Source organism: Rhizobacter fulvus (assembly GCF_964020785.1).
This window is the reverse complement of sequence record NZ_OZ224516.1, coordinates 4,671,419-4,697,798: the sequence shown is the minus strand read 5'-3', so window position 1 is coordinate 4,697,798 and position 26,380 is coordinate 4,671,419. Positions and strand designations below refer to the sequence as shown.

General features: G+C 66.9%; 25 protein-coding genes and 2 tRNA genes. 7 read left to right on the top strand and 20 right to left on the bottom strand.

Annotated features, from left to right (window positions below):
- Window positions 1-19 precede the first annotated feature (19 nt).
- The 20 genes from ACWH49_RS22375 to ACWH49_RS22280 form a co-directional block, all read right to left on the bottom strand.
- Window positions 20-658, bottom strand: coding sequence for a DUF72 domain-containing protein (locus tag ACWH49_RS22375; RefSeq protein ID WP_448173450.1), 639 nt, complete (start codon window positions 656-658; stop codon window positions 20-22).
- 125 nt (window positions 659-783) lie between these two features.
- The gene (locus tag ACWH49_RS22370; RefSeq protein ID WP_448173449.1) at window positions 784-1,968 is read right to left on the bottom strand and encodes an acetyl-CoA C-acyltransferase family protein; all 1,185 of its coding nucleotides are present in this window, start codon (window positions 1,966-1,968) and stop codon (window positions 784-786) included.
- Between the two features lie 3 nt (window positions 1,969-1,971).
- Entirely contained in the window at window positions 1,972-2,262 is a 291-nt protein-coding gene (locus ACWH49_RS22365; RefSeq protein ID WP_448173448.1) for a DsrE family protein, read from the bottom strand.
- Window positions 2,259-3,311: an MBL fold metallo-hydrolase gene (locus tag ACWH49_RS22360; RefSeq protein ID WP_448173447.1), complete on the bottom strand. Its 1,053-nt coding sequence runs from the start codon at window positions 3,309-3,311 to the stop codon at window positions 2,259-2,261. Before ACWH49_RS22360 ends, ACWH49_RS22365 begins: the two co-directional genes overlap by 4 nt.
- Before the next feature lie 107 nt (window positions 3,312-3,418).
- The gene (soxB, locus tag ACWH49_RS22355; RefSeq protein ID WP_448173446.1) at window positions 3,419-5,146 is read right to left on the bottom strand and encodes a thiosulfohydrolase SoxB; all 1,728 of its coding nucleotides are present in this window, start codon (window positions 5,144-5,146) and stop codon (window positions 3,419-3,421) included.
- Between the two features lie 33 nt (window positions 5,147-5,179).
- Complete coding sequence (gene soxX, locus ACWH49_RS22350) at window positions 5,180-5,824, bottom strand: sulfur oxidation c-type cytochrome SoxX (protein WP_448173445.1); 645 nt, start codon at window positions 5,822-5,824, stop codon at window positions 5,180-5,182.
- A 12-nt stretch (window positions 5,825-5,836) separates the two neighbouring features.
- Window positions 5,837-6,628: a sulfur oxidation c-type cytochrome SoxA gene (soxA, locus tag ACWH49_RS22345; RefSeq protein WP_056469202.1), complete on the bottom strand. Its 792-nt coding sequence runs from the start codon at window positions 6,626-6,628 to the stop codon at window positions 5,837-5,839.
- A 64-nt stretch (window positions 6,629-6,692) separates the two neighbouring features.
- Window positions 6,693-7,004 (bottom strand): thiosulfate oxidation carrier complex protein SoxZ, encoded by a 312-nt coding sequence (gene soxZ, locus ACWH49_RS22340; protein WP_448173444.1) that lies wholly within the window; start codon window positions 7,002-7,004, stop codon window positions 6,693-6,695.
- A 44-nt stretch (window positions 7,005-7,048) separates the two neighbouring features.
- Window positions 7,049-7,504, bottom strand: a complete 456-nt coding sequence (gene soxY / locus ACWH49_RS22335) for a thiosulfate oxidation carrier protein SoxY (protein ID WP_448173443.1) — start codon at window positions 7,502-7,504, stop codon at window positions 7,049-7,051.
- 64 nt (window positions 7,505-7,568) lie between these two features.
- The gene (locus ACWH49_RS22330) at window positions 7,569-8,693 is read right to left on the bottom strand and encodes a c-type cytochrome (RefSeq protein WP_448173442.1); all 1,125 of its coding nucleotides are present in this window, start codon (window positions 8,691-8,693) and stop codon (window positions 7,569-7,571) included.
- A gap of 20 nt (window positions 8,694-8,713) precedes the next feature.
- Window positions 8,714-10,036 (bottom strand): sulfite dehydrogenase, encoded by a 1,323-nt coding sequence (gene soxC / locus ACWH49_RS22325; protein ID WP_448173441.1) that lies wholly within the window; start codon window positions 10,034-10,036, stop codon window positions 8,714-8,716.
- A gap of 64 nt (window positions 10,037-10,100) precedes the next feature.
- Window positions 10,101-10,448, bottom strand: coding sequence for an ArsR/SmtB family transcription factor (locus ACWH49_RS22320; protein WP_056469186.1), 348 nt, complete (start codon window positions 10,446-10,448; stop codon window positions 10,101-10,103).
- A 239-nt stretch (window positions 10,449-10,687) separates the two neighbouring features.
- Window positions 10,688-10,764, bottom strand: a tRNA-Arg gene (locus ACWH49_RS22315).
- 32 nt (window positions 10,765-10,796) lie between these two features.
- A tRNA-Pro gene (locus ACWH49_RS22310) sits at window positions 10,797-10,873 on the bottom strand.
- Window positions 10,874-10,889: 16 nt separating this feature from the next.
- A complete protein-coding gene (locus tag ACWH49_RS22305; RefSeq protein ID WP_448173440.1) occupies window positions 10,890-11,417 on the bottom strand; it encodes a hypothetical protein in 528 nt (175 codons plus the stop codon).
- Window positions 11,418-11,432: 15 nt separating this feature from the next.
- Entirely contained in the window at window positions 11,433-11,687 is a 255-nt protein-coding gene (locus ACWH49_RS22300) for a GlsB/YeaQ/YmgE family stress response membrane protein (RefSeq protein WP_448173439.1), read from the bottom strand.
- A 115-nt stretch (window positions 11,688-11,802) separates the two neighbouring features.
- Window positions 11,803-15,681 carry an ATP-dependent RNA helicase HrpA gene (gene hrpA / locus ACWH49_RS22295; RefSeq protein WP_448173438.1) on the bottom strand — a complete coding sequence of 1,293 codons (3,879 nt, stop codon included), beginning with the start codon at window positions 15,679-15,681 and terminating at the stop codon, window positions 11,803-11,805.
- An 82-nt stretch (window positions 15,682-15,763) separates the two neighbouring features.
- Entirely contained in the window at window positions 15,764-16,153 is a 390-nt protein-coding gene (locus ACWH49_RS22290) for a VOC family protein (protein WP_448173437.1), read from the bottom strand.
- Between the two features lie 61 nt (window positions 16,154-16,214).
- Window positions 16,215-16,835, bottom strand: a complete 621-nt coding sequence (locus ACWH49_RS22285) for a response regulator (RefSeq protein ID WP_448173436.1) — start codon at window positions 16,833-16,835, stop codon at window positions 16,215-16,217.
- A gap of 8 nt (window positions 16,836-16,843) precedes the next feature.
- The gene (locus tag ACWH49_RS22280; RefSeq protein WP_448173435.1) at window positions 16,844-18,199 is read right to left on the bottom strand and encodes a cache domain-containing protein; all 1,356 of its coding nucleotides are present in this window, start codon (window positions 18,197-18,199) and stop codon (window positions 16,844-16,846) included.
- Window positions 18,200-18,385: 186 nt separating this feature from the next.
- Here ACWH49_RS22280 and ACWH49_RS22275 point away from each other — a divergent pair, with 186 nt between their 5' ends.
- From ACWH49_RS22275 to ACWH49_RS22245, 7 genes are all read left to right on the top strand, one after another.
- Window positions 18,386-19,585 carry an ABC transporter substrate-binding protein gene (locus tag ACWH49_RS22275; protein ID WP_448173434.1) on the top strand — a complete coding sequence of 400 codons (1,200 nt, stop codon included), beginning with the start codon at window positions 18,386-18,388 and terminating at the stop codon, window positions 19,583-19,585.
- A gap of 91 nt (window positions 19,586-19,676) precedes the next feature.
- Window positions 19,677-20,552: a branched-chain amino acid ABC transporter permease gene (locus ACWH49_RS22270; RefSeq protein WP_056469168.1), complete on the top strand. Its 876-nt coding sequence runs from the start codon at window positions 19,677-19,679 to the stop codon at window positions 20,550-20,552.
- A gap of 5 nt (window positions 20,553-20,557) precedes the next feature.
- Window positions 20,558-22,486, top strand: coding sequence for a branched-chain amino acid ABC transporter ATP-binding protein/permease (locus ACWH49_RS22265; RefSeq protein WP_448173433.1), 1,929 nt, complete (start codon window positions 20,558-20,560; stop codon window positions 22,484-22,486).
- A gap of 9 nt (window positions 22,487-22,495) precedes the next feature.
- Window positions 22,496-23,224, top strand: coding sequence for an ABC transporter ATP-binding protein (locus tag ACWH49_RS22260; RefSeq protein ID WP_448173432.1), 729 nt, complete (start codon window positions 22,496-22,498; stop codon window positions 23,222-23,224).
- A gap of 31 nt (window positions 23,225-23,255) precedes the next feature.
- Window positions 23,256-24,638: a CoA transferase gene (locus ACWH49_RS22255; protein ID WP_448173431.1), complete on the top strand. Its 1,383-nt coding sequence runs from the start codon at window positions 23,256-23,258 to the stop codon at window positions 24,636-24,638.
- Between the two features lie 79 nt (window positions 24,639-24,717).
- The gene (gene argA, locus ACWH49_RS22250; protein WP_448173430.1) at window positions 24,718-26,058 is read left to right on the top strand and encodes an amino-acid N-acetyltransferase; all 1,341 of its coding nucleotides are present in this window, start codon (window positions 24,718-24,720) and stop codon (window positions 26,056-26,058) included.
- 16 nt (window positions 26,059-26,074) lie between these two features.
- A complete protein-coding gene (locus tag ACWH49_RS22245; protein ID WP_056469151.1) occupies window positions 26,075-26,350 on the top strand; it encodes an oxidative damage protection protein in 276 nt (91 codons plus the stop codon).
- Window positions 26,351-26,380 lie beyond the last annotated feature (30 nt).

The following is a 26,380-nucleotide window of genomic DNA, read 5'->3' as shown; positions in this document are numbered from 1 at the left end:
CCGCGTCGCCGGACCAGCGCTACAGCTCGGCCGCGCGGGCCTGCAGCCAGGCGTCGCCGTAGGCCGAGTAGTAGGTTCGCGGCGAGCCGTGCCAGCGGTGGTAGACGACCGCGCCCGCGCCGTCGCCATGCGGGCCGAGCCAGCCGCCGGGGACCGCGGCGGCCGGCCACCGCGCCGGGTCGGCCGCCACCCGGCCGACGTGGAGCTTGACCAGCAGGCGATCGGCGGTGGGCTCGAACCAGGTCGCGTGCCGCGGCTCGCAGACGACCGCGCCCTCGAACAGGCGCGCCAGCAGCTCGAAGAACGTGCGCACCGGCCGGGGCTCGAACACCTGCGACGGCGGCAATTGAACCAGCAGCACGCCGAGCCGATCGCCCAGTCCGGACACTTCGTCGAGGAACCGCGTCAGCGCTGGCCGCGCGGCGCGCAGCCGCTGGTCGTGCGTGATCGTGCGCGGCAGCTTGACGGCGAAGCGGAAGCCGGCCGGCGTCTGCGCCGCCCAGCGCGCGTAGACCTCGGGCCGATGGCTGCGATAGAACGAAGTGTTGATCTCCGCGCCGTTGAGCACGCGGGCATAACGCGCGAGGTGGCTGCCATCGCCGGGGAAGGCGTCTGCCGACGCGCGTGGAATGCTCCAGCCCGCCGTGCCGATGCGCACGGGGGGCGACCCGCGCTTCGATGTCGAGGCACCGGTGGATGCCGTCCGAGCGGCAGAGATCGAGCGACGCGCCACGTCGATGGAAGCGTCGCCGAGATCCAGTGCTGCGCCTTGCCGGCGGGTGGTCAGAGCCGCTCGAACACCGCCGCGATGCCCTGGCCGCCGCCGATGCACATCGTCACCAGCGCGTAGCGGCCGCCGCTGCGGTGCAGCTCGTAGACCGCCTTGGTCGCGAGGAAGGCGCCGGAGCAACCGATCGGGTGGCCGAGCGCGATCGCGCCGCCGTTCGGGTTGACCTTCTTCATGTCGAACTCCAGCCCGCGTGCGACCGCGATCGCCTGGGCCGCGAAGGCTTCGTTGCTCTCGATCACGTCCATCTGGTCGAGCGTGAGGCCACCCTTCTTCAGCGCGAGCCGGGTCGCGGGAATCGGCCCCTCGCCCATGATCTCGTTGGGCACGCCGGCCACCGCGTACGACACCAGCCGCGCCATGGGCTTGTGGCCGGCGGCAGCCGCCACGGCGGCATCGGCAAGCACGAAGAACGCCGCGCCGTCGTTGATCCCGGAGGCGTTGCCGGCGGTGACCGAGCCGTCCTTCTTGAATGCGGGCTTGAGCTTGGCGAGCGACTCCACGGTCGTGCCCGCCTTGACGTGCTCGTCGGTGTCGAACACGACCTCGCCCTTGCGCGTCTGCTTCACGATCGGCACGATCTGCGACTTGAATCGACCCTCCGCGATCGCCGCGGCCGCCTTGCGGTGCGAGTCGGCGGCGAGCGTGTCCTGCTCCTCGCGCGTGATGCCCCACTTGGTCACCAGGTTCTCGGCGGTGATGCCCATGTGCCCGACGCCGAACGGGTCGGTCAGCGTCGCCACCATCATGTCGAGCATCTTGGTGTCGCCCATGCGCGCGCCGGTGCGCATCGCAGGCGAGAGGTAGCCCCCGCGGCTCATCACCTCGACGCCGCCGCCGACGCCGTAGTCGCAATCGCCGAGCAGGATGTTCTGCGCCGTCGTCACGATCGCCTGCAGGCCCGACGAGCACAAGCGGTTCACCGACATGGCCACCGAATCCATCGGCAGCCCGGCCTGGATCGCGGCGACCCGCGCCACATAGGCGAAGCGGCCTTCGGTCGGGATGGTGTTGCCGACCGTGACGTAGTTGATCGCCTTGGGGTCGACGCCCGAGCGGCCGACGGCCTCCTTCATCACGCTGCCCGCCAACTCGGCCGGCTCGATATCCGCCAGGGCGCCACCGAACGTCCCGATCGCCGAACGCGCCGCGCCCAGCACCACCACATCACGTTTGCTCATGCTTCATCTCCTCGCAGGTCCAGTCTCGGATGGTATCGCCGCTCTGCCGTACGGCTGACCCTTGGTGTCCTTGGCACCTTCGAGCAGGAACTCGATGCCGGGGCCGTGGGCGACAACCACGATCTTCGCTGTCGGATCGGCGTCGGGGTGGTTCCGGATGTTGTTCATCGCTCGACTCGCCTGGGCCAATCCTTCGGACAGGTGGTAGACGACCTTGACCGGGCCATCCGCTGCAAACGCGCCCGCCCACAGCAAGAGCCCGAACCCGAACAAGAGGGTGCGAATTGCCTTCATGGTGGCTCCGAGAGCGATGGCTTGGCGGACTGCGGCGGGGCCGATGGCCTGATCGAACTCAGCGCCTCGCGTTCGACATTGAGGTAGGCCTGGTACGCGTTGCGGCGATTCGCCACATCGAACGCGGGCAGTCCCGAGAAGCGGGACCAGTCGATGCGTCCATAGGCTGCATCGAAGTCCAGGCCATCGTCGAATGCAGCGGCGATCTGGTCCCTGAGGTAGACGAGGTAGTCGCGCGTGAGCGCCAGATCGGCCACGGCGTTCGTCGACTCCGGTCCGTGGCCGCCGACGACGATGCGGGGATTGAACCGGAGCACCCGGTCGATCGCCTGGATCCAGGCGGACACGTCGGCATCGGCGACGAACGGGATCCGTCCCGTGAACATCAGATCACCGACGAACAGCACGCCGTCTTCTTCCACCATCATCATCAGGTCTTCCGGCGTATGGGCCGGCCCGGCATGCACGAGGCGGAACGTGAGGCCGCCCATCCTGAAGACGGTGTCGTCGCCGACGAACCGGTCCGGCACGACGATGCGGGTGAGGTCGTTCACCCACGGCAACAGCGATTGCCTGCGCTCCGCCAGGCGCGCGGCAGGCGCGTCGGTGGCCAGGTAGTCGCGCACGAGTTCATGCGCCCAAACATCGACGCCCGGCTTCTTGAACGCCTGCAGACCGTAGAAGTGATCGGCGTGGTAGTGGCTGATGACGACACGGCGCACCGGTTGACTTGTCGTCTTCGCGATAAGATCCGCCAGGCGCTTTCCCAGCGCCGGTGTGCCCAGTGCGTCGAACACCACGACGCCCTCGGTGGTGACCACGAAGCCCGCGTTGGAGTTGAACCCTTCATTTGCGCTGGAAACCATCCCGGCCTGACCGAGCACGTAGTAGCTGTGGGGCGCGACTTGAGTGACCTGCATCGGCACGGCGACCGGCTCGAACTCGCTTGCCGCGGCGGCTGCAAGGTCGGGTCTCGCAAGGCTCCCGACGGCGACCGCCAGGACCGCCAGGACCGCCATGAGTGACGAGCGCCATGCGAACAGGTGCATCACAGCCGCCCTCTTACGGGAGGTAGACCTTCGACCACGAAGGACAGGCCGATCCAGGGGCGCAGACGGGTCGTGTTCATGGGGATCTCGGATCGACGCCGAGCGACTCAGGCGCGCGCGATTCCGGGATTGCCGTCGACGCCGACGAGCCTGGGCTGATTGAGCACCGGCGCCTTGATGACTTTCTGGTCGCGCAGGTACTGCTCCACGATGTTCCAGATCGGCTCGCCCTTGGCGCCTTCGGCGACCGGGGCCCAGCCGGCCACCTTGTAGGTCTTGCCTGCGTCGATCGGCTTGCCCTTGAGCCGCATGTCGGAGATGCGCGATCCCGCCTTCTCGCCGGGCGCGCAGGTGTATTGCAGACCACCGATGCGAACCATGTCGCCGCCTTGCTGGTAGTACGGGTCCGGATTGAAGAGGTTGTCGGCCACGTCCTCGAGAATCGTCTTGATCGTCTCGCCGGTCATGTCGGTCAGCGTCGTGTACGGGTAGGTGATCGCGAGCTGATCCATCATGAGTTCGCGCGTGATCTTCTGGCCCGGCAGCAACGAGGTGCCCCAGCGGAAGCCGGGCGAGAACGCGATGTCGGCGCCCTTCACGTCCATCAACGCATCGACGATCAGCTGATCCCAGGTCCCGTTGAAGTTCCCGCGTCGGTACAGCAGGCCCTCGCTGACGGCCAGCGTCTCGCCCAACTTGTCGGCATAGGGCGCGCGGACCTTGTCGATGTGCGCCTGCATCTCCTTGTCCGCGGGCAAGAGGTTCGAGAACACCGGCATCAGCTTGTAGCGGAAGTCCTGGACGCGCCCGTCGCGCACGTCGAAGTCGAGCACGCCGAGGAACTTGCCGTTCGATCCGGCGTTCGTCACCAGCGTCTGACTGCTGCGGTTCTTGACGACGACAGGCGCGGGCACGCCGTCATGCGTGTGTCCGCCCAGGATCGCGTCGATGCCGACCACCCGAGAGGCCATCTTCAGGTCCACATCCATGCCGTTGTGCGACAGCACGACGACGACCTTGGCGCCCTTGGCGCGAACTTCGTCCACGACCTTCTGCATGTTCTCGTCCTGGATGCCGAACGACCAGTCGGGTACCAGGTAGCGCGGGTTGGCAATCGGGGTGTAGGGAAACGCCTGCCCGATGACGGCCACCTGAACGCCGTTCATCTGCCGCATCGCGTAGGGCTCGAACACGGGATCGCCGAAGTCTGCAGTCTTGATGTTCTGCGCCAGGAACGCGATTCGGCCCTTGAAATCCTTCTCGACGATTTCCTGAACGCGCTTCGCCCCCAGAGTGAACTCCCAATGCGAGCTCATCATGTCGACGCCGAGCAACTTGCAGGCGTCGACCATGTCCTGACCGTTCGTCCACAGCGCCGTGGCCGAGCCCTGCCAGGTGTCACCGCCATCGAGCAGCAGGGCGTGCGGCCGGGTGGCGCGAACCTTCTTGATCAGCGTGGCCAAGTGCGCGAAGCCGCCTACCTTGCCGAAGGTCTGCGCGGCCTGGTCGAAGTCCAGGTACGTGAAGGCATGCGCCTTCGCCGAGCCGGGTGCAATCCCGAATTCCTTGAGCAGAGACTCACCCACGAGGTGCGGTGCCTTTCCGACGGCACCCGCCACGCCCAGGTTCACGCTGGGTTCGCGGAAATAGATCGGCATCAGCTGCGCATGGCAGTCGGTGAAGTGCATGAAGCTCACGTTGCCGTAGGCCGGCAGTTCGTAGAGCCGCTCGGAAGCGCCGGCCTCGGCAGCGAGTACCGCGCGATGTTCGAGGGTCATGCCGGCCGCCGAAGCCAGCGCGAGGATCTGCATGAAATCGCGTCGACCGATGTTCATCTGTTTTTCCTTGGCGCAGCGCTGCGCCGATTCCTATTGGTTGACGGGCGACTTCGGGTCGAGCAGCAGGGCCATCAGGTCCTGCATCTGCTTCTCGCTCAGCAGCTTCTCGTGGCCGAAACGCGGCATTCCCGAGCAGGCGTTGTAGGCCTTGGCGTTGTAGAGCTTGCCCCAGGTGTACAGGACGATGGGTGCCGATGCCGGGTCCGCCGGGTCCTTCACGCCGCGAAGCTTGCCGTAGTGGTAGAGACTCGGGCCCAGCGTGCCATAGGAGATCTCCGCCTTCGCCATCTGATGGCAGTTGTAGCAGTTGCCACCGTTGGCCGAACCGGGCGGATCGGACCATGTCATGCCGCGTCCGTTCTGGGCAAGCTTCTCGCCTTCCTTCCAGTCGCCCAGATAGCGGCCTGCCGCCGGTGGCTTGACGCTGGCGAGCGCCTCGGCTTCGAGCTTGCGCGCCACCTCGGGCGCCGGAGGCGTCGGCCCCGAACACGCCTTCTGCACCGCGTCCTGGTCGAGGCGATCGAGCTTCGCCTGCCCCTGATCCCTGAACGAGGACTTGATCATGCTCAATGCGAGCTGGTCGTAGTCGACCGGCGCAGGCGTGGACGCGCAGCCCGCCGCGATCACCACTGCTGCGGCGGCGAACGCCGTCACTACCCTGTACTTGATCGTCATGGATGTCTCCTCTCAGCGCTTCAACGCAGGTGCGATCGATGCAGCGCCCTGGGCGGTCACACCCATGTAGACGCCGAGGGCCACGGTGGCGTCGGAACCGTAGCCCGGGTAGGGAAAGCGTTGCTGCCTGAAGCAATCGTTCAGGCGCCGCTGCATGCCCCACAACTCACCGCTCGACACGCGGTACGCCGGCCACGCGCCGAAACCGGCTCCGGCGCCCTTGGCGGTCGTCAGGTCGGGCAGATCCTGCAAGCGGATCCGCTTGTCCTGCTGGCCATGGCACGACGCACAGGCGAAGTCATAAGGACCGGCACGAAAGAAGAAGATGCGCTTGCCCGCTTCATACATGTTCCGTTCTTCGACGTGCGATTGCGGCACAGCGAACTTCAGGCCGGCGGACTCCGAGGAAATCCACGCCACCAGACTCTCGATGTTGGCTTGCTCACCCTTTCCGAACGGTGTCCTGGCGATCGCCGCGGCGTCAAGACCCTGAAGGTCTTGCATGCAGGTCAGCAGCCTCGACTCGAGGTCCTGGACCCGACCCGTGTCCTTGAAGTAGCGCGGAAGGGTCACGAACGTCCCTTTGACAACGCCGGGGCCGAGGCCGAGGTCGCATTGCTGCAGCGAGGCATTCTTGGGGCCCCTCGCCTTCTTCCAGAGTTCCTCGCCTTTCGCTTCCCAGAGTTCGGCCGGGTTTCCGTCGGCCAGCAGCGCGCGGTACTGCGCAATACCGTCGCTCGCAGTCTGCGCGGACGCGTGAGAGACGACGAGCAGCGCGGTGGCTGCGGCGAACAAGACCTTCATTCTGAGTCTCCTGCGGCGCTGCGAACGCCTTGTTGTAAGGACAAGCTGCGCAATCGCGTCTCGATCAGGCGATCGCGACTTCGTCGGTTCGCGTGTCGCCGGTGTTGTCCGTCCAGGTCACCGACACCTTGTCGCCCGCCTTGGCGCCCTTGAATCGGAATTGAAGGTACGGGTTCTGCGAGATCGCCTGGCCCCACTTGGCCGTCATCACCGTCTTGCCGCCGCTCGAGGCCTTGACGTCGTTGATGTAGTGCGCCGGGATCATCTTGCCGGCGCTGTCCTTGCGCAAACCGGTTTCCATCGGATGCGACATCAATACACGCACGTCGGTCAGGCCGTCTTTCATTTGAGCGCGAATGCGCATCGGGTCACCCATGAATCTGTCTCCTGGTGAATGGTGTTGATATGGGAGCGAGTGGGTCAGCCGCCGCAGCCGCCGAGCGTGACCTTGGTCTCGCGAAAGGCCGAGTAGAGCTTGCCGTCAGCCTTGACGACGGCGTAGACGTTCGAGCTCTGGCCCATCTTGGTCCGCACCGACATGAAAGGCTCCGTGCCATCCGGAATGGTGAAGGTCGCGGTCAGCGGATTCGGATTCTTCTCGACCAGGATGTAGATCTCCTGCGTCTTGGGGATGTTGCTGGTCACGGCGACAGGCACCACCGCGCCGTTCTCTGCAATGTCCGGCGAGGTGATCACGATGTCCTTGCTGTCCACGGGTTTGCCGCCCAGGGCCTTGAGGGCGTCCTCCATGGTCTTGGCATCGAAACCCGGAGCGTCTGCTGCCAGTGCTTGTTGCGTCGTCAGCATGCCGCAACTCACCAGCATGGCGAGCAAGCCGCCTTGCTTCAGGATGTCTCGTCTCGTGGTCGTCTTCATGTCAAGCCTCTCCTGGCGTTCGAAAGTTGATGTGCGAGGGAAATACGTTCGGGAACTTCGCGAGCTACTTGGCGCCGCCCGCGATCCACTGTGCAAGCGCCCTCGCATCCGCCTCGTTCAGTTGCGCCTGCTCGGGCATGGGAATCGGGCCCCACACGCCCTGTCCACCTTTGCGAATCTTCCCCGTCAGGTAGTCCACGATGTCGGCCCGCCCCGCATACTTCTTTGCCACCGCCTCGAAGGCAGGACCGACGATCTTGTTCGCCACGCCATGGCAGGCCGTGCACGAGTTCGCCTGTGCGAGGCCAAGCCCCGCGGAGGTTCCGCCCGACCCCGAGGGCGTTGACGCAGCAGCCCGCGCGGCTGCGGGCGAGACCGTCTGGGCCGGCGCAGGGATCAGGACGCCGACCTTCTGTGTGCGAGAGGGCGCGGCCGTGTCCGTACCGCGAGCCGGACCGAACGGCCTGACCTGCTCGGAGATGTTCCCGTTCGAGTTGCGTGCGTCGTCCGGCAGGGACGATCCGATCCTGCCTTCTACCGGGCAGTCCTTCATGCACAGCGGATTGCTGACATCGCCCTTGCCGCGCACCTCCCACATGTCCTTGTAGAAGACCTTGCCGTTGCGATTGGGAAGGCGGTTCTGCACCTCGGCAATGTTCTTGTCGGACAGCGTGAAGTCGGCCGGCACGATCTCACCGAGGTTCAGGATGTACGCGAGCACGCCATAGACCTCGTCCGGCGTCAGCGACTTGGGCGCGTTCCACGGCATCGCGCGGTGGATGTAGTCCCACATCGAAGAGAGCTTCGAGACCTTCATCAGCGTGGTGCGATGCGGGTAGCCCGGGTGCGAAAGAAAGTAGGTGTGCCCGGTTTCGATGTCCTTCCTGGAGGTGCCGCCGACGATCGGCGTGAAGACCGAGTTCGACTCACCGAACGCGCCGTGGCAGGACGCGCACTTGCCGTCCCAGATGTCGGCGCCCATGCTGACGCTTCCGGCGCCCTCGGGGAGTCCCTTGAAGTCCCCGCGCACGTCGATGTCCCATGCCTTCACTTCGGCAGGCGTCGCCGTGCGACCGATCTGGTTCATGCCCGATTTGACCGCCGGATCGGCCCACGCCGAAGCAGAAACGGTCAGCGCGAAGAAGACAGCCGTGCGGACCGGCGGGGCGACGAGGAATCCGAACTTCATGCGGTTCGCTCCGACAAGGCTCAGTACATCTGCACGTTGGAGACATCGCCTGTCTCCGCCACGCGCCACGATTGGATTGCGTTGTTGTGATAGATCGACCTCGTGCCTCGGACCGCGCGGAGCTGATTGATCTTCGGCTGCACATAGCCGGTATCGTCCACGGCGCGGGACTGCAGGATCGCCGGCGATCCATCCCACTCCCAGTCGATGTTGAAGCGCGTCAGCGCCTTCGACAGGATCGGCCCTTCCAGCCGCGCCGTCCGCCAGTTGCGACCGCCGTCGACGCTCACGTCGACCCGCTTGACCTTGCCGCGACCCGACCATGCCAGACCGGTGATGTTGTAAAAGCCCCTGTCGAGCAAGGTCTGCGATCCCGATGGTGTCGTGATGACCGACTTGCACTCCTGCACCGACGTGAACTGTCGGTACATGCCGTTCGGCATCAGGTCGACATAGTGGATCTCCTCGTCTTTCGTGAAGAACGGTTGATCGCCGACCTCGATGCGCCGCAGGTACTTGACCCAGCTGACGCCCTGAACACCGGGGACGACAAGGCGCAACGGGTAACCGTTCTCGGGTCGAAGCATTTCGCCGTTCATGCCCCACGCGACGATCGCGTCATCGAGGGCGTTCGCCATCGGGATGGTGCGCGTCATCGACGATCCGTCAGCTCCCTCGGCCAGCAGATACCGGCCCACCTTCGTGTCCGCACCGCAGATCTCGAGCAAGGTCGACAGCCTGACCCCCGTGAACTCGGAACAGGAGATCATGCCGTGGGTGTATTGCACGCTCGGGACCGCCGAGTTGCCCCACTCCATCGCGCTGTTGGCCCCGCATTCGATGAAGTGGATCCGCGACACCGAGGGCAGCCGCATCAAGTCGTCCATCGTGAACACGCGCGGCTCGCGTACCAACCCATTGAGCATCAGACGATGCTGCGAGGGATCGATGTCCCACCAGCCCTGATGGTGCCGCTCGAAGTGAAGTCCGCTCGGCGTGATGATGCCGAACAGGGACTGCAACGGACAGAACGACACCGATGCCTGGGGCACCTGCGTCAACCCAGGGCTCTGTCGACGCTGGATGTTCTTCTCCCACTTCGACGGATTGCCATAGCCGGTCGCAGCGACGGGCTGACCCAGCCCCGTCGAGTGCGGTGGAAGTTGCAGGATGGCCGGATCGCCGTCGCCGACAGCCGGGGCCGCGAGCGCCGATTTCGCGCCGACGGCGCCGGCGCCCATGGCGAGGGCCTTGCCCATGAAGCTGCGCCGAGCCTTGCGCGCCTCCTCCAGCAGTGCCGGCGGCAACTGCCCTTCGGGCGCCTTCAGGATGCGTCCCGACATCTTCGTCTCGTGACTCGACATGTACCATCTCCGCAGGGGTCTGAGACCCGAACCGATGCGCCGCTCAGCGCAACTCTTCGATCAGCTCTTTGAAACTTCGCTTGAGCACCTTGTTGCCGTCCAGCTCGCCCGACACCCTGACGCAGACTGTTCGGCAGATCTCCGTCAGCGTGGCGTCCGAGACCGCGTAAAAGGCCATCGCGCCGTCCCGACGACGCTTCAACGCGCCAGCCTGGTACATCATGTTCAGGTGCCTGGACACGTTCGTCTGAGTCATCCCGGTCTCTTCGACGATCTGACCCACCGACCGCTCCTGCTGACAGATGGAGTGCAGGATGCGCAGCCGAGCCGGCTCGGCCAATATCGAGAAGTAGCGAGCCACCGACTCGAACACCTCACTCATCTCGTCCATGACATTGGCTCCCCGATCTTCAGCGATGCGTGATCGTATGCGCACCGGCGCACGTACGCATAGGTGATTTCACTCACTTTTCGAACAGCGGCATTGCGCTCCAACGCAGCCACGGTGAACCTTACGGAGCTGCCTCCTGAATCTGCGAATGCAGGCGGCTTCAAGAGCGCTTGGTGAGCGCTGAGCGTCGGTCGCGGTGAAGCGCGCCGGTCCCTGGGGAGGCTCGGCGACGCAATGAGTGGCCAGCCCGGAGGGACTCGAACCCCCGACATCCGACTTAGAAGGTCGGTGCTCTATCCAGTTGAGCTACGGGCTGGTGGAGGGGGCTGCTGAGAGCCGGAGAAAAGATGGTCGGGGCGGCGGGATTCGAACTCGCGACCTACTGGTCCCAAACCAGTTGCGCTACCAGGCTGCGCTACGCCCCGAACTCGCAGATTGTACTCAGTGCGCCGCTGCACCCGAGGGCGCGGGCAGCATCAGCTGTCTCGATACCGCCACGCATTGCTGGATGTGCTGCTCGGCGACGAACTTCAGCGACGAGAACGTCAGCGCGGCGGACACGGCCTGGCCTGCGATCGGCACGTACTTGGCGGCCTGCTGGGTCGTCAGGCGCACGCCGACGAGTTTCAGCAACTTCATGATCAGTTCGCGCGTGACGAGCCGGCCCACCAGCATGCCGCTGCCGGCCGAGATCGCCTTGTAGACGACGACCCGGCGGTCCGGGGCGAGGCGCTCGATCTGCTCGGGCGTCAGGCCGAAGGCGCGGTTGATGTCGGGGATCAGCTTCATCAGCACGGCGACGTCGGTCACCCAGTCCACGCCCGGGATCGGCACCATCGAGACACCCGCCGCGACGGCCGCGCGCTTGGTGACCAGGCGTCGGCACTGCTTCACGACGGCGTCGATCTCGGCCGGTGAGTCGGGCACGACGACCCATTCGGCGGGCACGGTGCGGTCGGGGCGGGACATCGGGTCGCTCCGGCCTCAGTTCGAGGTCGGCCCCTTGAGCTTGCTGACGATGAACAGCAGCACGATCGCGCCGACGATCGAGGCGATGAAGCCCGCCGGCTGGCCGTCGGTGTACCAGCCCATCGCCTTGCCGGCGAAGCCCGCGAGGAACGAGCCGGCGATGCCCAGCACCGCCGTCAGGATGATGCCCAGGCTCTGCGTGCCGGGCAGGATGGCCCGCGCGATCAGACCCACGACGAACCCGATGATTGCCATCCACACGTAACTCATGCACCGCTCCTTCAGAGAAATGACGCACCGCCTCGGACGCCCCATGCGCCCGACCCGCGGCACCGCGGCCCCAATGTAGCGCAAGGTGCGTGCCGGAAGATGACAGCGTCCTTCCTCAGGAAGCCAGCTGCGTCCACGCCTTCTCGAGCCGCTTGACGCTGACCGGCTGCGGCGTGCGCAGCTCCTGCGCGAACAGGCTGACGCGCAGTTCCTCGAGCAGCCAGCGGAATTCGTCGAGACGAGCATCGGCCACGCCCTTGCGCTCCGCCAGATGGCGCCAGTAGCGCGATTCGATCGGCCGCAACTCGGCCAGGCGCTGCGCATCCCGGGCGGGGTCGGCACGCTGCTTGTCCAGACGCATCACGATCGCCTTCAGGTAGCGCGGCAGGTGCGCCAGCTGAGCCCACGGTGTATCGGCGACGAAGCGCTTCGGGACAAGCCGGCCGAGTTGCGCGGTGATGTCGTCGGTGACGTCCTTGGGTGCGCGCGCGTCCTTCAGCTTGCGCAATGCCGCGGTGTGTTCGAGCAGGATCGTGCCGGCACTGCGTGCGACCTCGTTCGCGATCAGCGTCAGGCGGCCGCGCCCGTTCTCGATCGTGCGCGCGAACGCCGCGGCATCGGTCGGCAGCGCGTCGGCGAGGAACGCGCGGTCGAGCGCGACGTCGATGATCTGGTCGCGCAGTTCGTCGGCGCTGCCCTGGCTGACAAGCAGGTACGCGACGCTCATCTTCTGCAGGTCGGGGATGTTCTTCTCGAGGTACTTCAGCGCGTCCCTGATCTGCAGCGCGATCAGCCGGCGCAGCCCGGCGCGGTGCTTGCGCGCGGCCACGTCGGGCTCGTCGAACACCTCGATCTCGACGTGCGTGGCCTTGTCGATCAGCGCCGGAAAGCCGATCAGCGACTGGCCGGCCTTGCGGATCTCCATCAGTTCGGGGAGCTCGCCGAAGGTCCAGGCGGTGTACCTCTCTGCCGCCACGCTCGGCGCCTCGGCACGCGTCGGCTTGATGATCGCCGCGACATTTCTGCCCTGTGGTGCCGGTGGCGCGGCCGGCGCATCCAGCTTCAGCGCGGCAAGCGCCTGGAACGCCGAGCGCGCCTGCCCGCCGAGCTCGGCCTTCAACGCCGCCAGGTTGCGCCCGGTGCCGAGCTGGCGGCCGTGCTCGTCGTTGATGCGGAAGTTCATCAACAGGTGCGGCGGCACCTGCTCCAACTTGAAATCGGCGCGCTTGATGTCGAGCTGCGTCCTGTCGCGCACGTGCTTCAACAGCACGTCGTGCAGGCTGCCGTTGCCGAATTCGACCGCCTCGACGAACGCCTGCGCGTAGTCGGGCAGCGGCACCAGCCGCGAGCGCGGCCGCTGGTGGAGCGTCTTGACCAGCGCGAGCACCTTGTCCTTCAGCATGCCGGGCACCAGCCACTCGCAGCGCTCGTCGTTCACCTGATTCAGCGAGTAGATCGGCACCGCGACGGTCACGCCGTCCTTCGGATCGCCCGGCGAGTGGAGGTAGGTCGCGCTGCAATCGACGCCGCCGAGGCGGATCGTCTTCGGGAACGCGTTGGTCGTGATGCCGGCCGCCTCGTGGCGCATCAGTTCCTCGCGGGTCAGCAGCAGCAGCCGCGGCTGGCGCTTGACCTCCTCGCGGTACCAGCGCTCCATCGAATGGCCGCTGCAGACGTCCGCCGGCAGCTGCGCGTCGTAGAACGCGTGGATCAATTCGTCGTCGACCAGCACGTCCTGCCGACGCGACTTGTGCTCCAGCTCCTCGACCTGCGCGATCAGTTTGCGGTTGGCGGCGACGAACGGCAGCTTCGTCTCCCATTCGCCGGCCACCAGCGCCTCGCGGATGAAGAGTTCGCGCGCGGCGACCGGATCGACATTGCCGAAGTTGATGCGCCGGTTGCTGTAGATCACGATGCCGTACAGCGTCGCGCGCTCCAGCGCGATCACCTCGGCCGCCTTCTTCTCCCAGTGCGGCTCGAGCAGCTGCTTCTTGATCACGTGCGCGCCGATGCGCTCCAGCCACTGCGGCTCGATCGCCGCGATGCTGCGGCCGAACAGCCGCGTCGTCTCGACCAGCTCGGCCGCGACGATCCAGCGCCCCGGCTTCTTCGACAGGTTCGCGCCCGGGTGCTTGTAGAAGCGGATGCCGCGCGCGCCGAGGTACCAGTCCTCGTCCTCGCTCTTGCAGCCGATGTTGCCGAGCAGGCCCGCGAGCATCGACAGGTGGATCTGCTCATAGGTGGCCGGCGCGCCGTTCAGCCGCCACTTGTGCTCGGCCACCACCGTGTGCAGCTGCGAGTGGATGTCACGCCATTCGCGCACCCGGCGCGGCGAGATGAAGTTGTCGCGCAGCAGCTGCTCCTGCTTGCGTTGCGACACCTTGTGCTCCCCCTGCCCGCCCTTCGCGTCCTCGAGCCACTTCCAGAGCTTGAGGTCGCCGATGAATTCGCTCTTCTCGTCGTCGAACTTCTTGTGGGCCGCATCCGCCGCCTGCTGGTGCTCGAGCGGCCGGTCGCGCACCTCCTGAACGCTGAACGCGGCGGCGATGATCAGCACCTCGGTCAGCGCATCGCGGGTGCGCGCCTCCAGGATCATGCGGCCGACCCGCGGGTCGAGCGGCAGCCGCGCGAGCTCGCGGCCGATCGGCGTCAGTTCGTTGAAGTCGTCGACCGCGCCGAGCTCGGCGAGCAGCTGGTAGCCGTCGGCGATCGCGCGCTTCGGCGGCGGCTCGAGAAACGGGAAGTCCTCGACCGTGCCCAGACTGAGCGATTTCATCCGCAGGATCACGCCGGCCAGCGACGAGCGCAGGATCTCGGGGTCGCTGAACTTCGGCCGCCCGGCGAATTCCTTCTCGTCGTACAGGCGGATGCAGATGCCGTCGCTGACCCGCCCGCAACGCCCGGCCCGCTGGTTCGCCGCGGCCTGGCTGATCGGCTCGACCAGCAGTTGCTCGACCTTGTTGCGGTAGCTGTAGCGCTTGACCCGCGCGGTGCCGGCGTCGATCACGAACTGGATGCCCGGCACCGTCAGCGAGGTCTCCGCGACGTTGGTCGCGAGCACGATGCGGCGCGCGCTGTGCGGCTCGAAGATGTGGTCCTGCTCCTGCTGGCTCAGGCGTGCAAACAAGGGCACGACCTCGACGCCCGGCGGGTGGTGCTTGCGCAGGTGATCGGCCGCCTCGCGGATCTCGCGCTCGCCGGGCAGGAACACCAGCACGTCGCCGGTGCCAGCGGGGCCGGACGACCCGCTCCCAGTCCCTCGCCAGAGTTCGTCGACGGCGTCGCGAATCGCGTCGTTCAGGTCGTACTCGCGGCTTTCCTCGAAAGGACGCCAGCGTTGTTCGACCGGGAACAGGCGGCCCGAGACCTGGATGACCGGCGCCGGCCCGTCCTTCGACGCGAAGTGGTTCGCGAACCGGTCGGCGTCGATCGTCGCCGAGGTCACGACGATCTTCAGGTCGGGCCGGCGCGGCAGGATCTGCCGCAGGTGGCCGAGCAGGAAGTCGATGTTCAGGCTGCGTTCGTGGGCCTCGTCGATGATGATCGTGTCGTAGGCGCGCAGCAAAGGGTCGGTCTGCGTCTCCGCGAGCAGGATGCCGTCGGTCATCAGCTTGACGCTGGCGCCGGGCTGCAGCCGGTCCTGGAAGCGAACCTTGAAGCCGACGATCTCGCCCAGCGGCGTCTTCAGCTCCTCGGCGATGCGCTTGGCCACGCTCGACGCCGCGATCCGCCGCGGCTGCGTGTGGCCGATCAGCTTGCCGGTATTCGCCCTGCCGCGACCGAGTTCGAGCGCGATCTTCGGCAGCTGGGTGGTCTTGCCCGAACCGGTCTCGCCGCAGACGATGACGACCTGGTGGGCCGCCATCGCGCGCGCGATCTCGCTGCGCCGCGCCGAGACGGGCAGCGACTCCGGATAGGTGATGGGCGGCAGCGCATTCGCCGGGCGCGGCCCGGCAGCGACAGCGGGCGCGGGGTGGGCCTGGTGATTCGACATGCAGGCCGGATTATCGGAGATGCGGCGTCGGCGCGGACCGCCCCTCCCGCTTCGCCGCCGCGCGCGCCGGCGGCGCCGCTCTTCAGCCGCCGGGCATCGCGTAGGTGATGACGTTCAGCGTCGCTCCCTGCGGGTCCGCGATGACCGCGAAACGGCCCACCGACGGGATGTCCGCCGGCGGCATCATCACCTTGCCGCCGAGCGCGACGACCTGCCTCACCAGCGCGTCCACGTCGGCCACCGTCACGTACGGCACCCAGGTCGGACGCAGGCCCGGTGGCGAGCCCGGCGGCATGCCCATGATGCCGCCGATCGCGGCATCGCCGACCTTGACGACGTGGTAGGGCATGCCCATGTTCATCGCCTCGAGCTTCCAGCCGAACAGCTGCGCATAGAAGGCGGTTGCGGCGGTGGGGTCGGTGGACATCAGCTCGCACCAGCTGAACGCCCCCGGGGTCTGGAATGCATCCATGAGCAGGCTCCGTTGAACGAGGCCCCGATGCTGCGCCGCCGGGCGCAGCGCGTCAACGCGCCTAGAGCGTCGTCCAGCCGTTGGAGACGGCGATCTTCAGCAGGTCGCTCGGCGAATCGACGCCGAGCTTGCGCCGCAGGCTCAGGCGGTGCGTCTCGACGGTCCGCACGCTGATGTCCAGCTCGCGCGCAACGAGCTTGTTGCTCTTGCCGTGCGCGAGCAGCAGCAACACCTCGTGCTCGCGGGCGGTCAGCTGCGGCATGCTGTTGGCGCCGGGCTGCAGCACCAGGTCGGAGATCTGCGCGCTGAAGTAGTTGCCGCCGGCGCAGACGGCACTGATGGCCGACAGGATCTCCTCGGTCGGCGATTCCTTCAGCACGTAGCCGCGCGCGCCGGCGCGCATCGCGCTGAGCACGTACTCGCGGTTGTCGTACATGCTCAGCATCAGAACGCGGATCGCGGGATGGCGCGACCGCAGGTGCGTGGCGAGTTCGATCCCGTTCATGCCGCGCATGCCGACGTCGACCAGCATCAGGTCGGGCGCGAGGCGCCCGGCCAGCGCCAGCGCCTCGTCGCCGCTGGCCGCCTCGCCGATCACCTCGAGGCCGGCGACCACCGCGAGGCGCGCGCGCAGCCCGTCGCGCACCAGTGAGTGGTCGTCGACGATGACGAGACGAACCATCGGCTGGGTCATGCGACGGCGGTGAGCGGGAAGCTGGCGGTCAGCGCGGTGTGCCCCGGGTGCGAGATCAGCTGGAAGGTGCCGCCGTTGCGCTCGACCCGCTCACGCATGTTGGTCAGGCCGATCCCGCGGTCGCGGCTCTGCTCGATGTTCTTGACGTCGAAGCCGACCCCGTCGTCGGTGATGCGCAGCTCGAGCCGGTCGCCGGCGTCGTCGAGCCGGATGTCGATGTGCTTGGCCTGCGCGTGCCGCTCGACATTGCGCAGCGCCTCCTGCGCGACCCGGAACAGGCTCACCGCCTGCAGTTCGGGCAGCCGCTCCTCGTGCACTTGCGGCGAGACGCGCACCTCCAGCCCGCTGCGCTGCGCGAGCTCGTTGCCGATGTGCTCGAGCGCTGCCGGCAGGCCGAGGTCGTCGAGCAGTGCCGGGCGCAGGTCGTGCGAGATCCGGCGCACCTCCCCGATCGCCTTCGACAACGCCGAGATCTCGCGGTCGATCGCGGTCACCGGCGCGTCGCCCGGGTGCGCGAGGCGGTGGCCGACGAGTTCGAACTGGTACTTGATTGACACCAGCAGCTGGCAGATGTGATCGTGCAATTCACGCGAGACGCGCGCCCGCTCCTCCTCCTGCGAACTGACGACGCGGTGCGCCAGCGCCTTGAGCTTGCGGTCGGCCTGGCGTTGCTCGCTGATGTTGAGCGCCAGGCCGCCGGTGAACACTGCCAGCGCGGCGATCACCGCCACCGCGGCGAGCCCGACCAGCGTCTGGCGCACGCTCGCCAGCAGGTTGCCGCGCAGCCTTGCAGCGGCGGCGTCGACGTCGTCAAGGTAGATGCCGGTGCCGAGCATCCAGCCCCAGCGCGGCAGGTAGACCGAGTAACCGAGCTTGCGCTCGATCTTGCCAGTCGACGGCTTGGGCCACAAATAGCGCTGGAACCCGCCGCCCTCCTTGGCGCGTGCGATCAGCTCGCGGATCACGTAGGTGCCGTCGGCATCGCGCATGTTCCACAGGTTGGTGCCGACGAGCTCGGGCTGGCGCGGATGCACCAGGTTCAGGCCGTCGTCGGCATAGGCGTAGAAGTAGCCATCGTCGCCGAAGTTCATGCTGGACAGGATCGCCTTGGCCTGCTCCTTGGCGGCCTGGTCGTCGCGGCCGGCGCCGTACAGGTGGTCGATCGAGGTCAGCGCCAGCGCAATGTAACTGTGCAGTTCCTCGCGCTTGGTGCTGAGCAGGACGTCTTCGAGCACCTGGGCCTGCTGGCGTTCCAGGCGCTGCGTTTCCACCACCAGCAGCCCGCCGATCACCGCGATCGCGAGCAGCAGCGGGGCCACCGCCAGCATCAGGATCTTGGCCTTCAGTTTCATATGCAAGATTGTGCTGCGGCGCGGCGACAGGCGCGGTGCTCGGGTCTTCCCTTATGCAGAACTACGCAGTGCACCCTAGCAGTGATGCGCATGCACGGTCTTGCACGCCACCCGGATAATTACAGTGCGTTGCAACCCGGCTCGGCCGGGGCAGCCTGCCTCACTCAACCCGCTGGAGACATACGAATGATGCGTTTCACCAAGATTGCCACCGCCGTCGCCCTGGCGTCGATGGCCTCGCTCGCCGTCGCTGCCGATCCGATCAAGATCGGCGTCGACGGTCCATTCACCGGCGGCTCGTCGTCGATGGGCGTCAGCATGCGCGACGGCGTGCGCCTGGCCGCCAAGGAAATCAACGATGCCGGCGGCGTGCTCGGCCGCAAGATCGAACTGGTCGAGCGCGACGACGAGGCCAAGAACGAGCGCGGCGTCCAGATCGCCCAGGAGCTGATCAACAAGGAGAAGGTCGTCGCGGTCGTCGGCTACATCAACACCGGTGTCGCGCTCGCTTCGCAGCGCTTCTTTCAGGAAGCCAAGATCCCGGTGATGAACAACGTCGCCACCGGCACCGTGATCACCAGCCAGTTCGCCAAGGACCCGGAAAACTACGTTTTCCGCAACTCGGCCAAGGACAGCATCCAGGCGCCGATGATCGTCGAGGAGGCCATCACCCGCCGCGGCTTCAAGAAGGTCGCGATCCTGGCCGACTCGACCAACTACGGCCAGCTCGGCCGTGAAGACCTCGAGAAGGCCCTGTCCGCCAAGGGCATCAAGCCGGTCGCCGTCGAGAAGTTCAACATCAAGGACGTCGACATGACGGCCCAGCTGCTGAAGGCCAAGGAAGCCGGCGCCGAAGCCGTGCTGACCTACGGCATCGGCCCCGAGCTGGCGCAGATCGCCAACGGCATGACCAAGCTCGGCTGGAAGGTGCCGCTGATCGGCTCGTGGACGCTGTCGATGGCCAACTACATCGACAACGCCGGCCCCGGCGGCGAAGGCGCGCGCATGCCGCAGACCTTCGTCCAGGAGCCGACGAACCCGAAGCGCCAGTCGTTCATCATCAATTATCTGAAGACCTTCAACCCGAAGAACGCCCGCATGGACTCGCCGGTCTCGGCCGCCCAGGGCTACGACTCGGTCTACCTGCTCGCCGCGGCGATCAAGCAGGCCGGCAGCACCGAGGGCCCGAAGATCAAGGCCGCGCTGGAGGACCTGAAGACGCCGGTCGAAGGCGTGGTCACGACCTACAACAAGCCGTTCTCCAAGACCGACCATGACGCGATCACCGCGAACATCCCGGTGTTCGGCGAAGTCAAGGGCGGCAAGGTGATCTATGCCTATCCCGAAGACCAGAAGAAGGCATCCGTCGTCCAAGTGAAGAAGTAAGCTCCGCTTCCGGCTTCCCGCCGCCCCGGGCCCCTCGGCCTGCGGCGGCGTCTTCTTGTGCCCACGCCGGCCTCGCCCGGAGAGTCTCATCATGCAAATCCTGACCCAACTGATCTTCTCCGGCATCGCGCTGGGGATGATCTACGCCGTCATCGCGTTCGGCTACCAGCTGACCTTCGCGACCAGCGACACCCTGAACTTCGGCCAGGGCGACGCGCTGATGCTCGGCGCGCTGGTCGGCCTGACGCTGGTCGGCCTCGGCGTGAACTACTGGCTGATGATCCCGCTGGTGTGCCTGTTCGGCGCATTCCAGGGCGCGGTCGTCGAGCGCATCGGCGTGCGGCCGGCGATCAAGATCAAGAGCGAGTTCGGCTGGATCATGTCGACGATCGCGCTGGGCATCATCTTCAAGAACGTGGCCGAGAACGTCTGGGGCCGCGACGACCTGAAGTTCCCGTCGCCGCTGCCGGAGTCGCCGCTGAAGTTCCTCGGCGCCAACGTTCTGCCGATGGAAATTCTGGTCGTCGTCGGCGCGGTGCTGATGATGCTGGCGGTCGAGGTCTTCAACCGCAAGTCGATCTACGGCAAGGCCGTGGTCGCGACCTTCAACGACCGCGACGCGGCCAAGCTGATGGGCATCAACACCGGGCTGGTGATCACCTTCTCGTATGCGCTGTCGTCGATGAGCGCGGCGTTCGCCGGCGTGCTGATCGCGCCGCTGACGCTGACCGGTGCGACGATGGGCGCGGTGCTGGGCCTGAAGGCCTTCGCGGTCGCGATCATCGGTGGCTTGACCAGCGGCATGGGCATCATCGTCGGCGGGATCATCCTCGGCATCGCCGAGACGACCACCGGCTTCTACATCAGCACCGGCTACAAGGACGTGCCGGGCCTGGTGCTGCTGCTGATCGTGCTCGCGGTGCGCCCGCAGGGCCTGTTCGGCAAGAGCGTCATCAAGAAGGTCTGACCAAAATGAGCCGCAACCTTCTCATCGCTTCCATCGTCGGCATCGCCGCGCTGATGCTGTTCCCCGTTCTCGTCACGAACCCGTACAACGTCCACCTCCTCGAGACGATCCTGATCTACGCGATCCTGCTGTTCGGTCTGGACATCGTGGTCGGCTACACCGGCCAGGTGTCGCTCGGCCACGCCGGTCTGTTCGGCGTCGGTGCCTACACCGCCGGCGTGATGTTCATGAAGCTCGGGGCGCCGATCTATTTCACGCTGCCCGCCGCGGTGCTGGTCACCGCCGGCTTCGGCGCGCTGCTGGCGCTGCCGGCGCTGCGCGTCACCGGCCCGTACCTGGCGATGGTGACGCTCGCGTTCGGCACGATCATCCAGATCCTGATCAACGAGATGACCTTCCTCACCGAGGGACCGATGGGCATCAAGCTGCAGAAGCCGAGCCCGTTCGGCCACCAGCTCGACGAGCGCGAGTTCTACTGGCTGGTCGCAGTGCTGATGGTGATCTCGCTCATCGTGGTGCACCGCATCCTCCGGTCGCACCTCGGGCGCGCGTTCGAGGCGCTGCGTGGCAGCCCGGTGGCGTCGGACTGCATGGGTGTCTCGGTGTACCGCTACAAGGTCTATGCGTTCGTGATCAGCGCCGGCTTCGCCGGCCTGGCGGGCGGTCTGTACTCGTATTCCGAACAATACATCTCGCCCAATTCGTACAACTTCGAGCTGACGGTGCTGTTCCTGCTCGCGGTGATCATGGGTGGGCGTAAGAATCGGATCGGCACGATGATCGGTGCCGCCATCATCGTGCTGCTGCCCAAGCTGCTCGACGACGTCGAGATGTTCCGCTACGTCTCTGTGGGACTGGCCGTGCTGGTGGCGATCGTGGCGGTCATCGGCATTCAGCGTGGGCGCCTGACGCCGAAGCAGATGGCGATTCCCGTCGTCGGCAGCATCGCGCTGGCGGCACTGTCGTTCTGGCTCAAGACGATGACCGACTGGCGACTGTCGATCTTCGGCGTGATCATGCTGTTCGTCGTGTACTACCTGCAGGACGGCATCGTCGGCTTCGTCCGCAACGCGCTGAACATCAAGCGCCAGCAGCCCGACGCGCAAGTGGCCGGCGCGCCGCTGGCAGGCGCCGACGCGGTCTCGACCACCGCGACAGCTGGCGCCGGCGGCGAGATCCTCACCGCCAAGGGCGTGCTGATGCAGTTCGGCGGCCTGAAGGCGCTGAACAACGTCGACCTCAGCATCAAGCGCGGCACGATCCACGGCCTGATCGGGCCCAACGGCTCGGGCAAGAGCACGATGATGAACGTACTGACCGGCATCTACGTGCCCACCGCCGGCGCGATCTCGTTCGCCGGCGACTCGGTGGTCGGTCGCACGTCGTCCGACATCGCGCTGTCGGGCATCGCTCGCACCTTCCAGAACGTGCAGCTGTTCGGCGAGATGACGGCGCTGCAGAACGTGCAGGTCGGCCTGCACCACACCTTCGACAGCAACCTGCTCGACGTGGCCGTGCACACGCCGCGCTACCTGCGCGAGAGCAAGGCCGCGACCGACCGCGCGATGGGCCTGCTGCAGTTCGTCGGCCTGGCCGACCTGGCGTTCGAGGAGGCGCGCAACCTGCCCTACGGCAAGCAGCGCCTGCTCGAGATCGCCCGCGCGCTGGCGCTCGACCCGCAGCTGCTGCTGCTCGACGAGCCGGCCGCCGGCCTGACCGCGCCGGACATCAAGGAGCTGATCAGCTTCATCCGCAAGATCCGCGACCACGGCATCACCGTGATCCTGATCGAGCACCACATGGACGTGGTGATGAGCATGTGCGACACCGTCTCGGTGCTCGACTTCGGCCAGAAGATCGCCGAAGGCAACGCCGCGCAGGTGCAGGCGGACGAGAAGGTCATCGAGGCTTACCTCGGCGGCACGGCCGCTTAAGGACACATCATGCTGACCATCAACAATCTGTTCGCCGGCTACGGCAAGGTGCAAGTGCTGCACGGCGTCTCGATCGAGGTGCCCAAGGGCAAGGTCGTCACGCTGATCGGCTCGAACGGTGCCGGCAAGACGACGACGATGCGGGCGGTGTCCGGGATGATCGCGCCGACCGCCGGCGAGATCACGCTGAACGGCAAGCGCATCGACGGCCTCGAGTCGTTCCACATCGCCAAGCTCGGCCTGGCGCATTCGCCGGAAGGCCGGCGCGTCTTCGCGACGATGACCGTGACCGACAACCTGACGCTCGGCGCCTTCCCGCGCCTGACCGGCAGCCGGCCCAAGGGCGACGTCAAGGCCGACCTGGAACGCGCGCTGGAGCTGTTCCCGCGCCTGAAGGAGCGGCGCGAGCAGCTCGCCGGCACGCTTTCGGGCGGCGAGCAGCAGATGCTCGCGATGGCACGCGCGGTGATGCTGAATCCCGAGGTCGTGCTGCTCGACGAACCGTCGATGGGCCTCGCGCCGATCCTGGTCGCCGAGGTCTTCAAGATCATCGCGCGGCTGAAGAGCGAGGGCGTGACGATGCTGCTGGTCGAGCAGTTCGCGTCGGCGGCGCTCGGCGTCGCCGACTATGGCTACGTGCTCGAGAACGGCCGCATCTCGGTGCACGGCGCGGCCGAGAAACTGCGCGACGACCCAGCCGTGAAGGCCGCGTATCTCGGCGGCGGGGGCGGTCACTGACGCCAGCGGTGTCGCGGCCTAAGATGGCCGCATGACCCTGGCCGTCGAATCGATCTGGCGGGACGCGGGCCTGCCGGCGGACGCGCTCTCCCATCTCGACCTGAGGGGCGCCGAACCCGCCCTGCCCACGTCGTTCGCGGTCGGCACGGCCGCGCAGGCGTCACTGGCCGCCGCCGCGCTGGCCGCCGTGGAGATCGGCCGCTCTCGCCATGACGTTCACCAGCGGGTGGCGGTCGACATGCGGCGCGCCGCGCTCGAATGCGCCTGCCGCTTCACGCTCGATGGTCGGGTGCCCGAGCTGTGGGACCCGATCGCCGGGCTGTACCGGTGCGCGGACGGCTGGCTGCGCCTGCACACCAACTTCGCGCACCACCGCGACGGCGTGCTGCGCCTGCTCGGCCTGCCGCCGGGGCCCGACACGCCGCGTGCCGAGGTGGCGGCCGCGCTGCGGGAGCGCGACGCGTACGCGTTCGAGCAGCACGCGGCGGACGCCAAGCTCGTGGTCGCCGCGTTGCGCAGCGTCGACGAGTGGGATCGTCATCCGCAAAGCGCCGCAGTGGCCGCGCACCCGCTGGTGGAGCTCGAGCGGATCGGCGATGCGCCGCCGTTGCCGTGGCCGCAACTGGCGCGCGACGCGCCCCCGCTGGCCGGCATGCGCGTGCTCGACCTGACCCGCATCCTCGCCGGCCCCGCCGGCGGCCGCACGCTGGCCGCCTACGGTGCCGACGTGATGCTGGTCAACGCGCCGCACCTGCCGAACATCGAGGCCATCGCCGACACCAGCCGCGGCAAGCTGTCAGCGCTCGCCGATCTGCGCGACCCCGCCGGGCGCGAGGCCTTGGCCGCCGTGGTTCGCGACGCCCACGTCTTCATCCAGGGCTACCGCCCCGGAGGCCTCGCGGCCCTCGGCTTCGGGCCGGCGGAGCTCGCGGCGCTGCGCCCGGGCATCGTCATCGTCTCGTTGTCGGCCTACGGCGAGACCGGGCCGTGGGGCGGACGCCGCGGCTTCGACTCGCTGGTGCAGAGCGCCACCGGCTTCAACCTGGCCGAAGCGAAGGCGGCCGGCGCGACGGAACCGAGGGCGCTGCCGGTGCAGATTCTCGACATGGCGACCGGCTTCCTGATCGCCTTCGGCGCGCAAGCCGCACTGCTGCGCCAGCAGCGCGAAGGCGGCAGCTGGCGGGTGCGCGTGTCGCTGGCCCGCACGGGACTGTGGTTGCGCAGCCTGGGTCGTGTGGCGAACGGATTCGACGCGCCGCCGCCGGACTTCAGCGAGATGATGGAAAAGACCTCGTCCGGCTGGGGCGACCTCACGGCGATGCGCCACGCCGCCGAGTTCTCGCACACGCCGGCGCGCTGGCGCCGACCCTCGGTGCGGCCCGGCACCGATCCGCTCGCCTGGCCTGCGCGTTGAGCGAGCCCTCGAGCCGGCCGGGTACCGGCACGCGTGACAGAATCGCGTCCGCCATCCCCACCAGTGAGTGCCGCGCGCCGTGAGTCTCGTCTTTCCCCACACCTTCGTGCCCTGGTTCCGCGCCGTGGCGCCGCACATCCATGCGTACCACGGCAAGACCTTCGTCGTCGCGATCACCGGCGAGCTGATCGCCGCGGGCAAGCTGAGCTCGTTCGCCCAGGACCTGGCGATCCTGCACGCGATGGGCATCAAGCTGGTGCTGGTGCACGGCTTCCGGCCGCAGGTCAACGAGCAGTTGCGCTCGAAGGGCCACGAGGCGCGCTACAGCCACGGGCTGCGCATCACCGATGCCGTCGCGCTCGACTCGGCTCAGGAGGCCGCGGGTCAGTTGCGCTTCGAGATCGAGGCCGCGTTCTCGCAGGGCTTGCCGAACACGCCGATGGCGAACGCGATCGTGCGGGTGATCTCGGGCAACTTCCTGACCGCGCGGCCGGTGGGCATCGTCGACGGCGTCGACTTCATCCACAGCGGCGTCGTGCGCAAGGTCGACGGCGCGGCGATCCGCAAGGCGATCGACACCGGCGCGATGGTGCTGCTGTCGCCGTTCGGCTTCTCGCCGACCGGCGAGGCCTTCAATTTGACGATGGAAGACGTGGCCACCAGCACCGCGATCGCGCTGCAGGCGGACAAGCTGCTGTTCATCACCGAGGTGCCAGGCATCTACGAAGACATGAACGATGCCGAGAGCCCGATCGACACCGAGCTCGCGCTCGCCGATGCCGAACGCCTGCTGACCAGCCTGCCGCGGCCCGAGAAGCCGACCGATCCGGCCTTCTACCTGCAGCACTGCGTGCGCGCCTGCCGCGGCGGCGTGGAGCGTTCGCACATCCTGCCGTTCGCGATGGACGGGGCGCTGCTGATGGAGGTGTTCACCCACGACGGCATCGGCACGATGGTGGTCGACGAGAAGCTCGAGAGCCTGCGCGAGGCGACCTCCGACGACATCGGCGGCGTGCTGCAGCTGATCGAGCCGTTCGAGCAGGACGGCACGCTGGTCAAGCGCAGCCGCACCGAGATCGAACGCGACATCGGCCACTACACCGTGATCGAGCACGACGGCGTGATCTTCGGCTGCGCGGCGCTCTACCCCTACCCGGAAGCCCGGACCGCCGAAATGGCCGCGCTGACCGTGTCGCCGCAGGTGCAAAGCCAGGGCGACGGCGAACGGATTCTCAAGCGCGTCGAACAGCGCGCCAAGGCCATGGGCCTGGACAGTATCTTCGTGCTCACGACGCGCACCATGCACTGGTTCATCAAGCGCGGCTTCAATCAGGTCGATCCGGATTGGCTGCCCGAAGCGCGCAAACGCAAATACAACTGGGATCGGCGCTCGCAGGTGCTGGTCAAGAAACTCGGCTGAGGCAAGGAGAAAACTGATGGCCCGAATCGTTCAATGCATTTATCTCAAGAAGGAAGCCGAGGGCATGGATTACGCCCCCTACCCGGGCGAACTCGGCAAGAGAATCTACAACCAGGTCAGCAAGGAAGCTTGGCAGGCCTGGATGAAGCACCAGACCATGCTGGTGAATGAGAACCGCCTGAATCTCGCGGACCAGCGTGCCCGACAATATCTCGCCCGGCAAATGGAGAATTTCTTCTTCGGCGGCGGCGTCGAACAACCCGCCGGGTATGTGCCGCCGACCGGCGCTTGAATACGCGCCGGCCCGTCGAATAGAATATTC